This window comes from Phormidium sp. CCY1219 (assembly GCF_035615515.1).
Classification (GTDB): Bacteria; Cyanobacteriota; Cyanobacteriia; order Cyanobacteriales; family Laspinemataceae; genus CCY1219.
In genome coordinates this window covers 13,894-30,216 of sequence record NZ_JAJENT010000426.1, presented here as the reverse complement: position 1 = coordinate 30,216, position 16,323 = coordinate 13,894, and the positions used below count along the sequence as shown (strand labels likewise).

The 16,323-nt window shown below is 50.8% G+C and carries 8 protein-coding genes; all 8 read left to right on the top strand.

The genetic code is table 11. The features are described 5' to 3' along the window. The first annotated feature begins 72 nt into the window (after positions 1 to 72). The 8 genes from LKK83_RS09705 (at position 73) to LKK83_RS09670 (ending at position 16,308) form a co-directional block, all read left to right on the top strand. Positions 73 to 213 carry a hypothetical protein gene (locus LKK83_RS09705; protein ID WP_324630883.1) on the top strand — a complete coding sequence of 47 codons (141 nt, stop codon included), beginning with the start codon at positions 73 to 75 and terminating at the stop codon, positions 211 to 213. A gap of 89 nt (positions 214 to 302) precedes the next feature. Then, the gene (gene pflB / locus LKK83_RS09700; RefSeq protein WP_324630882.1) at positions 303 to 2,588 is read left to right on the top strand and encodes a formate C-acetyltransferase; all 2,286 of its coding nucleotides are present in this window, start codon (positions 303 to 305) and stop codon (positions 2,586 to 2,588) included. A gap of 533 nt (positions 2,589 to 3,121) precedes the next feature. Then, positions 3,122 to 3,901: a pyruvate formate-lyase-activating protein gene (gene pflA, locus LKK83_RS09695; RefSeq protein ID WP_324630881.1), complete on the top strand. Its 780-nt coding sequence runs from the start codon at positions 3,122 to 3,124 to the stop codon at positions 3,899 to 3,901. A gap of 255 nt (positions 3,902 to 4,156) precedes the next feature. Further along, on the top strand, positions 4,157 to 4,951 hold the full coding sequence (gene modA, locus LKK83_RS09690) for a molybdate ABC transporter substrate-binding protein (RefSeq protein WP_324630880.1): 795 nt from the start codon (positions 4,157 to 4,159) through the stop codon (positions 4,949 to 4,951). A gap of 124 nt (positions 4,952 to 5,075) precedes the next feature. Further along, entirely contained in the window at positions 5,076 to 6,884 is a 1,809-nt protein-coding gene (gene modB, locus LKK83_RS09685; RefSeq protein WP_324630884.1) for a molybdate ABC transporter permease subunit, read from the top strand. Positions 6,885 to 7,238: 354 nt separating this feature from the next. Beyond that, entirely contained in the window at positions 7,239 to 9,995 is a 2,757-nt protein-coding gene (locus LKK83_RS09680) for a bifunctional acetate--CoA ligase family protein/GNAT family N-acetyltransferase (protein ID WP_324630879.1), read from the top strand. A gap of 568 nt (positions 9,996 to 10,563) precedes the next feature. Further along, on the top strand, positions 10,564 to 15,198 hold the full coding sequence (locus tag LKK83_RS09675) for a PAS domain S-box protein (protein WP_324630878.1): 4,635 nt from the start codon (positions 10,564 to 10,566) through the stop codon (positions 15,196 to 15,198). Between the two features lie 3 nt (positions 15,199 to 15,201). Continuing rightward, complete coding sequence (locus LKK83_RS09670; RefSeq protein WP_324630877.1) at positions 15,202 to 16,308, top strand: hybrid sensor histidine kinase/response regulator; 1,107 nt, start codon at positions 15,202 to 15,204, stop codon at positions 16,306 to 16,308. The last annotated feature ends 15 nt before the right edge of the window (positions 16,309 to 16,323 follow it).

The window sequence follows — 16,323 nt, the reverse complement described above, 5'->3', positions numbered from 1 at the left end:
AGGGGCTTGGTAAGACTTTATTTTCCCAAGCTCACCTGACCAGAAGACCAGACTTATCTAAGTTTGGTAGCCATGAAAGACAAACCTGTTGATATAAATCTTGCCCCATCGGGGTTAAAGAATTTTTATGGGGGCTTGAAAGAGGATGTAGCAGGAGATACATCAGAAGGAGTAGGTAGAGCGATCGGAAAAATCCTTCTCAAGAAACAGTGACAAACGCACACAATTTGATAAAAGAATGCTATCTTAGAGAAGTGTGGAAACAAACCGAAACAAGAATTGCCGAGAGAGGAAAGAAACGTATGGTTTCAACTGTAGATCCGAAAGTACCCGCACGAGAAAGCAACAGCATCAGCAGTCTTTCTAACCAGTGGGAAGGATTTATTCCCGGAAAATGGACAAAAGAAGTAGACGTCCGGGATTTCATTCAAAAAAACTACACCCCGTATGAAGGAGACAGCGCGTTTTTAGCTGACGCCACAGAGCGGACGAAAACCCTGTGGGGGAAAGTCAGCGAACTGATGGAAGAAGAACGCAAAAATGGAATTTTAGACACGGAAACGAAAATTCCCTCGGGAATCGCCAGCTACGGCGCGGGATACATCGATCCCGACTTAGAGCAAATCGTCGGATTGCAAACCGACAAACCGCTCAAACGTGCCATCATGCCCTATGGCGGAATTCGGGTGGTGAAGAAATCCCTAGAAGCTTACGGTTACGAACTCGATCCCGAAACCGAAAAAATCTTCACCAAGTATCGCAAAACCCATAACGACGGCGTTTTCGATGCCTATACCCCAGAAATTCGAGCGGCGCGGCACTCGGGACTGGTCACGGGATTGCCCGATGCTTACGGGCGCGGTCGAATTATCGGAGATTACCGCCGGGTGGCTCTATACGGAATCGATCGCTTAATTGTCGATAAAACACATCAACTCGCCTCTTTAGAACTCGACGTAATGGACGAGGGCATCATCGAGAGACGGGAAGAAATCTCCGAAGAAACGCGAGCGCTGCACGAACTGAAAGAAATGGCAGCGTCATACGGCTTTGATATTGGACGTCCCGCCGCCAATGCCAAAGAAGCGGTACAGTGGACCTACTTTGGATATCTTGGTGCGGTCAAGGAGCAAAATGGGGCAGCGATGTCCTTGGGACGGGTTTCGACCTTCCTAGATATCTATTTCGATCGCGACCTGAAAAACGGTACGCTCAGCGAAAGCGAAGTTCAGGAAATCATCGACCACTTCGTAATGAAACTGCGGATGGTGCGCTTCCTGCGGACTCCGGAATACAACCAACTGTTCTCCGGAGATCCCACCTGGGTAACGGAATGTATTGGAGGGATGGGGGAAGACGGACGATCCCTGGTTACGAAAAGCAGCTTCCGCTTTTTGAACACCCTATATACTCTCGGTGCGGCACCGGAACCGAACCTAACCATCTTGTGGTCGGAACGCTTACCGATTAACTTCAAGCGCTTTTGCGCCAAAGTCTCCATCGATACTTGCTCTACCCAGTACGAAAACGACGATTTGATGCGGCCCGAATATGGCGACGACTACGGAATCGCCTGCTGCGTGAGCGCCATGAAAATCGGGAAACAAATGCAGTTTTTCGGCGCGCGGGCGAACTTAGCCAAAGCGCTGCTGTATGCCATCAATGGCGGTAAAGACGAGACAAGCGGAGAACAAATCGGGCCGCCGTTCGTGCCGGTAACGGGAGACTACCTGGAATACGACGATGTGGTAGAGAAGTTCGATCGCTTCTTGGAGTGGTTGGCGAAACTGTACGTCAACACCCTGAACGTGATTCACTTCATGCACGATAAATACGCCTACGAACGGATTGAGTTGGCCCTGCACGATCGCGATGTGTATCGGACGATGGCTTGCGGAATGGCGGGATTATCGGTAGTTGCCGATGCCTTGTCTGCCATCAAGTATGCCAAAGTGAAGGCAATCCGCAACGATCGCGGCTTGGTGGTGGATTACGAAATCGAAGGGGATTATCCCAAGTACGGGAATAACGACGATCGCGCGGACGACATTGCCGCCGATCTGGTCAAAGAGTTTATGAACAAAATCCGCAAGCACAAGACCTATCGAAATTCCGTGCCTACCCAGTCGATTCTGACCATCACTTCTAATGTAGTGTACGGGAAGAAGACTGGTAGCACCCCAGACGGACGCAAAGCGGGCGAACCCTTTGCCCCGGGTGCGAACCCGATGCACGGACGCGACACCAAAGGTGCGATCGCCGCTCTGGCCTCCGTAGCGAAACTGCCCTACGAGCACTCACAAGATGGCATTTCCTACACCTTCTCCATCGTGCCCCAGGCATTAGGAAAAGTGGAAGCGGATAAAGTGACCAACTTAGTGGGCATGTTAGATGCTTACTTCCACGAACGCGGTCATCACATCAACATCAACGTGCTGAATCGCGACACGCTGATTGAGGCGATGGACCATCCGGAAAAATATCCGCAACTGACGATTCGCGTGTCCGGTTATGCCGTTAACTTCATCAAGTTGACCCGCGAACAACAGTTAGATGTGATTAATCGCACGTTCCACGAACGCATCTAGGATTCCGTCCGGTGGCGGTGGGCGACTGCCCGCCTCACCCAAGGCTTAAGCAACATCAAAAATCGGTTAGAGCAACTGCTCTAGCCGATTTTGCCAGTGCAGGCAATTTCACCGACGGGATTGGGTCAATGATTTATCCATAGCATAGTTATCAGCAGAAGTCAAGCGAAATTCAGAATTTTTTTATATTTACCCAAATAATGAACCCTAAGATTAAAAAAACCCGTACAACTGGGAGGATTTGTCCCAAACGGGTTATAAAGGAAAAGAAGTAGAAACCACACAGAACAGCAGCTTTTCGGAAAGCATATTAATAGGGTGGGTCAACCTACCCTAAGGCTGGTGCAACGTGCGAGAAACCAATCGAAAGACGGATGACGCAGGGAGGGCGCAGAACTTAAAATAAAAATTAAGCTAGATATTCTTATTGTAGCTTTCGGATTCCTTTTAATTTTCTAAACTAATGCTTCTGTCCCGATCGCCAAAACTCTTTATAGAAAAATGCTATAATAAAACCAAGTAAAGGAGCTTTTATGGTCAATACAACCTTTCTATCTCCCAACCGATCGGCCCCGTCTCAAACCCCCGTAGTGGGTAGAATCCATTCTCTAGAAAGCTGCGGTACCGTGGATGGTCCGGGAATCCGATTTGTCATTTTTACCCAAGGCTGTCCCCTGCGCTGTCTTTACTGTCATAATCCCGACTGCCAAAAACTAGGAGAAGGGAACCAAATCAGCGTGGACGAACTGATCGCAGAGGTACAAAAATATCGCTCCTATATGCGCTTTTCTGGCGGGGGGGTGACGGTGACTGGGGGCGAACCTTTGATGCAACCTGCCTTCGTGCGAGAAATCTTTCGTCGCTGCAAAGAATTGGGCATTCATACCGCGTTGGATACTTCCGGTTATGTCTTGCTCGAAGCGGCGAAACCGGTGCTAGATTACGTAGATTTGGTGCTGCTGGATATCAAATCCTACACCCGAGACACCTACCGCAAAGTCACCAGCGTTTCCCTGGAACCGACTCTAAATTTTGCCAACTATTTGAGCGAGATTAACAAACCCATGTGGGTGCGCTTTGTGTTGGTGCCGAATTTAACCGACGACCCCGAGAATGTGGAAGGATTGGCGCAGTTTGTCTCCGAGTTAAAGAGTGTGGAGAAAGTGGAAGTGCTGCCCTTTCATAAAATGGGAGAATACAAGTGGCAGCAACTCGGATATGAGTATCAATTGAAAGATACCCCAGAACCCACCCCCGAACAAGTAGAAGCGGTGATGAATATTTTCCGAAACTATGGGTTGCAGGTGCAATAAATTTTCGTAACTGGGAAGGGGCGATCGCCCGCCAATCCGCCCCGGCGTCTATCCCGCCACAATTCGAGAGAAAAAGAAGAGGTAATGGGAGTGAAATCGCGCCCATTGCCTGTTTTTTTTTATAGATGCTTGTGATTTTAGATACAGTTTTATCCGGCAAAATTTGCTAGATCGGTTTCTTATGGAAAGTCTGGTGGCGGTTGAGTCAGCGGACTGAATTTTTTGTCGTTTTAGAAGCAAGGATATTGCAGAAAAATGAACCTAAAAAAACGAGTAGCGTTGGTGGTGGGATTTGTGGCGGCATTGGCGATCGCGATCGCCTGGGGTTCCATGTCCGGCTCGATTATAGCACAGCGCGGGGGGAATTTAACCGTATCCGCCGCCATTAGTTTAACCAATGCGATGCAAGAAATCAAGCCCCTTTACGAACGAAATCAGCAAGCAAGAGAAATTCGCTATAACTTTGGCTCATCCGGTGCTTTACAGCGACAGATAGAACAGGGAGCGCCAGTGGATGTGTTCCTGTCGGCGGGGAAAAGACAAATGGATGCACTGGAGGAACAAAATCTGCTGCTATCCGGGTCTCGGCAAGATTTACTCAGAAATCGGATGGTGTTAATTACGCCAAAAAATAGAGCGGCGATCGCCAATTTTAGAGACTTGCTCGCATCGGATATCAAACGAGTAGCGATCGGGGAACCGAGAAGCGTCCCCGCCGGACAATATGCGCGAGAAGTATTGGTCAATCTCGACATTTACGACGACTTGCGACCGAAAATGGTGTTTGGGAATAACGTCCGTCAGGTGTTAACCTTTGTAGAAACCGGCAACGTAGATGCGGGCATTGTTTACATCACCGATGCCCTGCAATCCGATGGTATTGCGGTGCGCGCCACTGCTTCGGAAAACCTTCATTCCCCCATCGTTTATCCTGTCGCCGCGATTAAAAATACCCAAAATGCAGAGGCGTCTAAAGATTACCTGCGATTTCTATTTACCGATGCGGCAAAAGCGGTATTTGAGAAATATGGATTTAGCCCAGTGAGTTAATTTACCGGAGGGCGAGTACCCTACCGAATTCTTCATAATTACCGGAAAGATTAAAGGGGAATTGGTTTTAGTAATTCCTATAAAACAGGCAAAAAGTGGTTAAATTGAGGAGTAATTGTTGGCAATGGAATTTGACTTAACGCCGCTGTGGATATCCTTAAAAACTGCGGTAACGGCGACTGGATTTGCCTTTATTTTAGGCATGGGGGCGGCGCGGTGGATGATGGGGAAACGGGGAAACTGGAAAACGGCGATTGAGGCAATATTTATTGCGCCATTGGTGTTGCCTCCCACGGTGTTAGGATTTTTGTTATTGCTATTTTTTGGCAAGCACGGACCTGGGGGGAAATTGCTAGAGCAGTTCGATATTACGGTAATATTTTCTTGGTCAGCGACGGCGATCGCGGCAACGGTGGTCGCGTTTCCGCTGATGTACAAAACTGCTTTAGCTGCTTTCGAGCAAATCGACCGAAATCTGCTGAGTGCGGCGCGCACATTGGGGGCATCGGAATGGCGGATATTTTGGCAAGTGATGCTACCCTTATCTTGGCCCGGAATTGTAGCGGGAACCATATTGGCATTTGCGCGGGCGTTGGGAGAATTTGGGGCGACGCTGATGCTGGCGGGGAATATTCCGGGAGAAACGCAAACGATTCCGGTGGCGATATATTTTGCGGTGGAAGCGGGGGAGATGAGGGAAGCGCAAATCTGGGTGGCAATTGTATTGGTGATTTCGTTAAGTGCGATCGCGGCGGTGAACTTTTCGCAAAACCAATTAGAACGGTTGCGAGAAGGGAGAGGAAAAAATCGCGATCGCTTCATTAATTTTTCGCCGTCTCGCACATATGGCCGCTTGCATTCTACCACATTTCAGGTAGATATTGAAAACCAGTTAAAAAGTTTTGAATTGGGGGTAAATTTTGCCGGACAAAACGGAGAACCGATCGCCTTGTTAGGGGCATCGGGTTCCGGGAAAAGCATGACCTTGCGTTGCATTGCCGGTTTAGAGACACCCACCCGGGGGCGCATTGAATTAAACGGGCGAGTATTGTTCGATTCCGAACGGGGAATTAACCTGCCGAGTTGCGATCGCCGGATTGGCGTCGTGTTTCAAAATTATGCTTTGTTTCCGCATTTAAACGTGGAAGAAAATATCGAGTTTGGGTTAAAACATTTGCCCAAAGGGAAACGCGAGCGGATTGTAGCCGAAAAAATCGCCCAAATGGACTTGCAAGGATTGGAAAAACGGCACAGCGATCGCCTCTCGGGCGGGCAGCAGCAGCGGGTTGCCCTTGCCAGAGCGCTTGCAATTGCCCCCGATGCGCTGTTGTTAGACGAACCATTTTCCGCCCTAGATACATACCTGCGGCACAAACTGGAAAAGCAACTGCGAGAAACCCTAGCCACCTATGAAGGCGCGACCTTATTCGTGACGCACAATATAGAAGAAGCCTATCGAATTAGCACAAAGTTGCTGATTTTAGCCGATGGAGCGATCGCCGCCTACGGGACCAAACAAGACATTTTAGAACGCCCGCCCAGCTACATTGCCGCCCAACTCACCGGGTGTAAGAACTTTTCGCGAGCCAGAGCGATCGGCGGGCAACAAGTGGAAGCCATAGACTGGGGTTGTACCCTGAGGGCGATCGAACCGCTACCCGAATCCCTCGCCTATGTGGGCTATCGCGCCCACCAATTTCACTTTCCCCCAGCGGGCGATCGGGAAAACAGCTTTCCGTGCTGGTTAGCGCAAACCAGCGAAACCCCGCACCGGATGACCTTGTATCTTAAACTACAAACCGCCCCCCATCATGCCAACGACTACCACCTGCAAGCGGAAGTATTTAAAGAAAAATGGGAAATTCTCAAAGATCGTCCATTTCCGTGGTATGTGCGCTTCGATCCCCTGCGGCTGATTGTGATGGAACGGTGACAAGGCGGGCGACACAGCCAATCCCAGCGCCACAGCGCAAAGCAAATCCGAGAAATTGCGGAAATTGGCAACGGACAATTCCACCATTCTACCGGAGAAAAAAGCGCCAAACCCGTACCCACAGCCAAATCCAAATTAACGTATCCTACCCAACTGACAGACAGCAGTCATCTTCGTTACAGTAAGAGTGAAATTAGGATGCGCCCAATGATAAAAGGATTATTACTTTTTCCAGAAATTTCCAACCAAATTGAGTAGTCTAGGCATAGTCAACCCTAAGTTGATTTGCTCATGCCAAAATCAATCTAAAGACGAAACCGATTCACAGTTCAATCACAGAAACAGGAGCGAACCATGCAACAACCGATCGCACCCACAGCGCAAAACCAACAGCGCAGCATCCCCAACCAAGACGTGCTGCGATACGAACGTCAACCCCTCGACGCCATCTTTGCCCCAAAAAACGTCGCCGTGATTGGGGCGACGGAAAAACCGGGCAGCGTCGGGCGCACCATCGTCTCCAACCTAATTAGCAATCCCTTTGGCGGTGCGGTGTTTCCCGTGAACCCGAAGCGTGCCAGCGTACTGGGGATCAAAGCCTATCGCAATATTGGTGCGGTGCCCGATCCCGTGGATCTCGCCGTAATCGTCACCCCTGCGCCCACAGTTCCCGACATTATCAGCGAATGCGTGGAGGCGGGAGTCAAAGGAGCGATCGTGATCTCCGCCGGCTTTAAAGAAACCGGACCTGCGGGGGTAGAACTGGAGCAAAAAATTCTCGATCGCGCCCGTCGGGGTAAAATGCGGATTATCGGACCGAACTGCCTCGGGGTAATGAGTCCCCTGAGCGGGCTGAATGCCACCTTTGCCACCAGAATGGCCAAACCGGGCAACGTGGGCTTTATCAGTCAAAGCGGTGCCCTCTGTACCGCCATTCTCGACTGGAGCTTGCGGGAAAACGTAGGCTTTAGTGCCTTTATGTCCATTGGGTCGATGCTCGACGTGGGGTGGGGGGATTTAATTTACTACCTCGGCGACGATCCGCGCACCCAGAGCATTGTGATTTATATGGAATCGATTGGCGATGCGCCGGGATTTCTCTCCGCCGCGCGAGAAGTGGCCCTGAGCAAACCGATTATCGTGATTAAAGTCGGGCATACCGAAGCGGCGGCGAAAGCGGCGGCATCCCACACCGGGGCACTCACCGGTAGCGACCAAGTGCTGGATGCTGCGTTCCGGCGCACCGGGGTACTGCGGGTAAACAATATTTCCTACCTGTTCTACATGGCGGAAGTGCTAGCGAAGCAACCGCGTCCCAAAGGCCCGCATTTAACCATTCTCACCAATGCTGGCGGACCGGGGGTAATTGCCACCGACGCCTTGATTACCGAAGGCGGGCAGCTCACGGAACTTTCCTCAGAAACCATCGAAGAACTCAACCAGTTTTTACCGAAACACTGGAGTCACAGCAACCCGATCGATATTTTGGGAGATGCGGAACCGGAACGCTATGCCAAAACCCTGGAAAAAGCGGCCAACGACCCGCAAAGCGACGGGATGCTGGTGATTATGACCCCGCAAGCGATGACCGATCCCACGGCAACGGCGGAGAAGCTGAAGCAATACGCGCACATCAAAAACAAGCCAGTGTTAGCCAGTTGGATGGGGGGAGAAGAAGTGAGCGCCGGGGCGCATATTCTCAACCAAGCGAGCATTCCCACCTTTCCTTATCCGGATACGGCGGCGCGGTTGTTCAATTATATGTGGCGCTATAGCTACAACCTGCGGGGGCTTTACGAGACGCCGATTTTGCCCGGGGATGATGATGAAAATGCGCCCGATCGCGCCTTGGCTGAGAAAATTATCAATCGAGCGCGGGAAGAAAACCGCACCCTGCTCACCGAGTTTGAATCGAAACAGCTCTTTGCCGCTTATGGCATTCCCACGGTGGAAACCCGGATTTGCCACAGCGAAGATGAAGCGGTGCAGTTTGCCGGAGAAATTGGCTATCCGGTGGTGCTGAAGCTGTATTCCTCCACGATTACTCACAAAACCGATGTGGGCGGCGTGCGGTTGAATTTGGCCAATGAGTCAGAAGTGCGCTCTGCTTACACCGCGATCGAGCAAGCGGTGAAAGAAAAAGTCGGTGCCGAACATTTCCAAGGAGTGACGGTGCAGCAGATGATTAAGTTCGACGGCTACGAACTGATCGTGGGCAGCACCCTAGATCCGCAGTTTGGTCCGGTGTTGCTGTTTGGCACCGGGGGTCAGTTGGTGGAGGTGTATAAAGACCGCGCCCTGGGTCTGCCACCCCTGAATACCACCCTGGCGCGCCGGATGATGGAACAAACGAAAATATACAAGGCGCTGAAGGGCATTCGCGGACGCGAACCGGTGAATCTGACCGAGTTAGAGCAGTTGATGGTGCGCTTTAGCCAATTGGTGGTGGAACAGCCGTGGATTAAAGAAACGGATATCAACCCCCTGCTGGCATCGGCGGAGCGCATTATTGCCTTAGATGCGCGGGTGGTTCTGCACGATCGCGAGATGAGCGAGGAGGAGTTGCCCAAACCGGCGATTCGTCCCTATCCGGCGCAGTACGTGTTCCCCTGGTCGATGAAGGATGGCACTTTGGTGAAGATTCGCCCGATCCGTCCCGAGGACGAACCGCTGGTGGTGAAGTTCCACGAGAGCCTGAGCGATCGCTCGGTGTATTTCCGCTATTTCCACCTGCTCAAACTCAGCCGCCGCATTTCTCACGAACGGTTAGCGCGGATTTGCTTTATCGACTACAATCGCGAAATGGCTTTGGTGGGCGACCACCGCGACCCGGAAACCGGCGAACACTACATTTTCGGCTTCAGTCGTCTGACGAGGTTGCACGGTACTGATGAGGCAGAATTCGGCCTGCTGGTAGCCGATCGCTATCAAGGTCTCGGGTTGGGTACCAAGTTGCTCGAACAGTTGCTGCAAGTGGCGCGGGATGAAAATGTCAGCCGCATCACTGCGGATATTCTGCCAGAAAATGTGGAAATGCAACATCTGTGCGTTAAGCTCGGTTTTAACCTGCAACGCATGGATGATGTGGTGAAAGCCCAAATCGACCTGTAATATCGCGTCTGCGTCACTTGTTCCCAGCACATGCTGGGAACGCCCCTCTTGATGTTTTGCCTTCGCACAAAATTGGGGGGGTGCGTCACCCCCGGATTTGATTTGGCGATCGCGCCGGGGATGGGTTGGCGGGGGTGACGCACCCTACGGTGAGATTATGCCTGCGGATCTTTCACTCTGTTTTATTTTACCGCCACCGAAGCCTCGCGATCGCACCGGTGGCGATCGCCGTCGGGGTCAAGGGGGGATGGTGGGCGATCGTCGATGACGGGCGGTGGGCTAGCAGAGCACGACGGGGGATCTAGCCAAAAATACCGAACCCCATTCACTGAGAATCGGGGTCAAAGTTCCGTAGAATCGCGGTGGGTTCCGCGATGAGAATCAGCAATATAGCTGATGCTACAGGTAAGCGGGTAAAGCCATAATAATGCGTAGTGCGCCACCGGGTGCTGAAGCGACAACCGAATCGCGCGGCCCATAGAAATTCTCGCAGTTCCGGGATTTTGGCCTTGCTTCAGCGCCGATATCGCACCGAATCCCTGTTAAATTCGCGTTTATCCCCAGGCTCATGTCGAACCTACCTGTTTATTCTCCTGCACTCGAGCAAATCCTCGATCGCGCTTTTTTGTGTCTTCCGCCGCAGGTGTTAGTGGTGGAGGTTCTGGCGTGCATGAACCGGGGGGTGGGCAGTCAGTGTAAATTCGGGGAAAGAGAAGGCAGCGATCGCGACCCTGGCGGGGCGATCGGGCGCACTTCCTACGTGCTGGTGAAGGACAATCGGCAACTGGTGGGCATTTTTACCGAACGGGATGTGGTGCGCCTGAGTGCGGCGAAACACTCCCTGGAAGACCTGACCCTAGGTGAGGTGATGAGCCAATCGGTGGTTTGCTTCAACCAAGGGGAGTATCGGGATATTTTTGGCCTGTTATCGTTGATGCGACAGCATTCGGTTCGCCACCTGCCGATATTGGACGATGGCGGGGAAGTCATCGGGGTGGTGACGAGAGAACGACTGCGCGAGGTGCTGCAACCGGCGAACTTGCTGAGATTGCGCCAGGTGGGGGAAGTGATGGTGGAGTCGGTGATTCACGCGCCGCCGCACACCTCGGTGCAGAAGATCGCGCAACTGATGGCGCAGCATCGGGTAAGCTGTGTGGCGATCGCGCAACCTGACGCCGCCGGAATGCTGCAACCGTTGGGGATAATTACCGAACGAGACTTGGTGCAGTTTCAGCTGTTCGCCCTGGATCTGGAGCTTCTCGAAGCGCAGGGGGTGATGAGCGGGCCGTTATTGACGGTTAGTCCCGAGAATAGCTTGTGGGAGGCGCATCAGCAAATGCAGCAATATCGGGTGAGACGGTTGGTGGTGACGGGAAGTGGCGGAGAACTGCTCGGAATTGTCACCCAAAGTAGCGTGCTGCGATCGCTCGATCCGATGGAAATGTATCGGATTATCCAGGTGTTGCAGGAAGAAGTCTGCCAACTGAAACGGGAAAAGGTGCAACTGCTGGAACATCACCAGCGAGCACTGGCAACCGAGGTACAAGCGCGGGACAAGTTGGAACAACAGTGGCAACGCGATCGCCGGCAAGCGCAAATGTCCCTGCGCGAGAGCGAAGCCCAGTTTCGGCTGTTGGCAGAAAATTCCACCGATATTATCGCCCGACTGCGGGTGGATGGCACGTTACTGTATGTTTCTCCAGCTTGCACTCGAGTGCTGGGATACCAACCGTCAGAACTTTTGGGGCGCTCTGCGATCGAGTTCTTGCACCCGGATGACTTGCCCGCATTCACATCCGGCAAGGGTTTGGCTTGCCAGATTCCAGATCGGGGTATTTATACTTTTCGAGTGCGTCATCGCCAGGGATATTATTTGTGGCTGGAATCCACCGCGCGATCGCTGCGAAATTCCGCCGAGGGAGCGATCGCAGAAATACAAAGTACCTCCCGCGACGTTACCGATCGCGTGCAAGCAGAACAACAGTTGCAAAAAGCGCTCCACGAGCTAGAATTTCAAAAATTCGCCCTCGATCGCGCCGCTATTGTTGCGATTACCGACCCGCAAGGCAGGATTACCTATGCTAACGATAAATTCTGCCAGCTTTCCGAATATTCCCGCGCCGAACTCATCGGGCAAACCCACCGACTGGTCAATTCCGGCTATCACGACACGGCGTTTTTTCAACAGATGTGGGCGACAATTTCTAGCGGTCGAGTGTGGCAGGGAGAAGTGAGAAATAAATCCAAAACCGGTCAAGTTTATTGGGTAGATACCACCATTGTTCCGTTTATGGACCACACCGGCAAACCCTTTCAATATTTAGCGATTAGAATCGATATTACCGAGCGCAAAAAAGCCGAAGAAGCCTTGCGCGAAAGCGAACGGCGATTTCGCTCTTTATTTGAAGCGGCACCGGATTTTATTTACCTGGTGGATATCAACGGCATCATTTTACAAGCCAATCCCGCCGCCTTTGCCCAATCAGGCTATAGTGAAAGCGAAGTCATCGGTCATCGACTGGATCGATTTTTCACCCCGAACTCGCAAGGGTGCTTTGCAGCAGAATTTCCCATTCTCCTCCAGGGCGGTACCACTCGTCAGGAAGTGGAAGTGATTCGCAAAGATGGTCGGGTGGCGATTATGGATTGTTCGGGGTCGGTGGTGCGCGATGAAGAGGGAAATTTTACTTATCTTATGGTGATTCAAAGAGACATCAGCGATCGCAAGCTGGTGGAAAAATACCTGCAAAGTAGCAATCACTTATTGCAAGGGATTAGTGCGGCGCAATCGGAATTCATTGCCCAAAAGAACAAACCTACCTTATTCGCACAATTGCTAGACAATCTGCTCCAGATTACCGACAGCGAATATGGGGCGATCGCGGAAGTTTTTCCCACCGGGGCGGGAGACTATGAGTGCGATCGCGCTTACCTAAAAACTCGCCATTCCCCGGAACTGAAGACCCTGGAAATACGCGAAAATAATCTCGATGAGTCGAGGGATTATAACCGGGCTTTAACCGCCTTACTTCAATCGGTGATTGCTACGGAAAAGCCGATAATTTACCCCCGCAACAAGGCAAAAACCTGCCCGATAAATTGCCAAGCCAACAGCGGAGAAAAACCCGCCATTCATGCCTTTTTGGGCGTGCCGTTTTATCTGGGAAATCGACTGGTAGGAGCCATTGCCATTGCCAACCATTCCGAGGGCTACGATATGCAGATGGTGGAGTATTTGCAACCCTTTCTCTCCACCTGCGCCAATATTATCGAAGCCTATCGCAACGACCTCAGGCGTCAGGAAGCCGAGGCGGCACTGAAACAAAAATTAGCCGCCGTAGAAGCCGCTAGCGATGGAATTGCCGTACTCACCGAACGGGGGGAATACCTTTATTTAAACACGGCGCACGTGCGGCTGTTTGGTTACGACAGCGCCGCAGAATTGTTGGGAAAAAACTGGCAAAACTTGTACGATGCCGAGGAAATTTCCCGGTTCGAGCGCGAAGTATTTCCCATTTTAGGAGCCAGCGGACATTGGCGCGGAGAAGCCACGGCAAAAAAACGGGACGGGTCTATTTTTTCTGAAGAAGTTTCTCTCACCTTAATTGAAGGCGTGGGATTGGTTTGCGTTTGTCGCGACATTACCGATCGCAAACAAGCCGAAGCCGCACTCAAACAGCGCGATCGCTATTTAGTCGCCTTAGTAGAAGTGCAGCGACAGCTTCTCGCCGCCCCGGTAAATCGAGATTTGTACCAGCTAATTTTATCGATCCTCGGACCGATTTCCCAAGCCAGTCGGATTTATGTATTTGAAAACCACCGCGATGCAAATGGAAACCCGATCTCCAGTCAAAAAGCCGAATGGTGCGCCCCGGGAATTTCCCCCCAAATCGACAATCCGGACTTACAAAATTTCTCCTATAGAGACATGGGATGTTCTCGCTGGGAAGAAATATTAAGTCAAGGAGAAATTATTCAGGGAAATGTGGCCGACTTTCCTCCATCGGAACGCGCGGTATTAGAACCCCAAGACATTAAATCGATTTTGATTTTACCCTTGATGGTTCAAGGAGAGTTTTTTGGATTGATTGGGTTTGATAACTGCGTGGAAGTTCGAGAATGGACTTCTTTAGAAATCGGCATTTTAACTTCGGCGGCGGCGGCGATCGCCCTAGGGAAAGAACGTCAGCTCACCGAACAAGCATGGCAACAAGCAAAAGACCAATTGCAAGCGGTTTTAGATGCAGTGCCCGGGTTGGTATCTTGGATTAGTTCCGATTTGTACTATCTTGGGGTGAATCAGCAGTTAGCCGCCGCATTTCATCAAGGTTCGGAAACCATCGTCGGTCAAGCGGTGGGATTTCGCGATCGCAATACCCAATTTGCCGAATTTATTGCCAATTTCTTTAATTCCCCCAACACCAGCGATCGCGCCACCATTAATGTAGATATCGAGGGTCAATCCTCCCATTACTTAATCGCCGCGCAAAAGTACCAACAGGGAAAAGCCTGCGTTTCCGTAGGGATTGATATTAGCGATCGCCTCCAAGCCGAAGAAAAAATCAAAGCCTCCCTAAAAGAGAAAGAAATCTTGCTCAAAGAAATCCACCATCGCGTCAAAAATAACCTTTACGTAGTCTCCAGCTTACTAGAAATGCAAGCCGACATACTCGAAAACCCCCAGCTTACCAAACTCCTCGCAGAAAGCCAACACCGGATTTCTTCGATGGCGCTAATTCACGAAAAACTTTACCAATCCACAGATTTAGGCCAAATCGACTTAGGCGAATATCTCGCCGACCTGGCCACCAATTTATTTGAATCCTACACTATCAATGAGGAGCGGATACAACTGTGCCTGGAGACCGAACCGATTTTAGTGAATATCGAAACCGCCGGACCTTGCGGACTAATCGTGAATGAATTAGTCACCAACGCAATGAAACATGCATTTCCCGATGGCATCCAAGGACGAGTTAGGGTAAAATGTCATCAAGACAGCAGCGGGTCAATTCACTTAATTGTGGAAGATAATGGAGTGGGCTTTCCCGAGGGGTTAGACTTTCGCAAAACCACCTCAATGGGATTGCAACTCGTGGATACCCTCACCGACCAATTAGAAGGCACACTCGAACTCAACCGCCAAGCTGGAACCACGTTTCACGTCAGGTTTTTTGAACTCAATTATTCCCAGAGGTTTTAAGCCATGAATTCCTTAAGTATTTTAATTGTTGAAGACGAGCTACTGATTGCCAAAAACCTAGCGCGCAAGCTGGAAAAACTCGGCTACAGTGTAGTGGATATCGTCACTTCTGGCGAAAAGGCGCTGCACAGTGTGGCCGAAATGCAGCCGGATTTAATTTTAATGGATATTGCCATCAAAGGAGAAATCGATGGCATCGAAACTGCTGCCAAAATCAACGAAAACCGAAATATTCCCATCATCTACACCACCGCCTATGCCGATGACGATACTTTGGAGCGGGCGGACAAAACCTATTCTTATGGTTATTTGATTAAGCCTTTCAAAGAAAAAGACTTGCAGGTGACGATTAAACGCGCCATCAAAAAACATCAAGAAGACTGCGAGTTGCGGGAATTGTTAGCCCAAGCAAAAGAAACAGAAGACGATAAATCCCGCTACCTTTCTATCATTTCCCACGACCTTCGCACTCCGCTGACAGCGATTCAATCTTCCGCCGAACTGCTGGAACATTACAGCCACAAATTCAGCGAGGAGAAAAAATCAAAACATTTCAATCGCATCTATGGGGCAGCGAAAACCATGACCCAGATGCTCGAAGATATGCTGATGTTGAGTAAAGCCGAATCGGGGAAATTGGAACTGAAACCCAAGGCTTTAGATGGGGTGGATTTCGTGCGAGAATTAGTGGAAGAATTCAAAGCAGTGGCCACGAATAAACATACCTTGGCTTTTCAGACGTCAGCGGAGAGTCTTCCCGCCTATCTGGATGAAAAACTGCTGCGTCATATTTTGGCCAATTTGCTTTCCAATGCGATTAAATATTCCCCGGAAGGTGGAACCATCACCGTATCTGCGAGTAGCGAAGAGGGAGCGATCGCGTTGCGCGTCAGCGATGAAGGAATTGGCATTCCGCCAGAACATTTAGCCAAACTTTTCGATCGCTTTGAACGGGCGAGCAATGTAGGCAGCATTAAAGGCATTGGCTTAGGTTTATCCATCGTCAAACAAGCGGTAGAATTACAAGGAGGAAAAATTACCGTGGAGAGCGAAGTGGGCAAAGGCACAACCTTTATCGTCACCTTACCGGAAAACGCCGTGGCCAAGTAACCTCCTGAGGTCTGC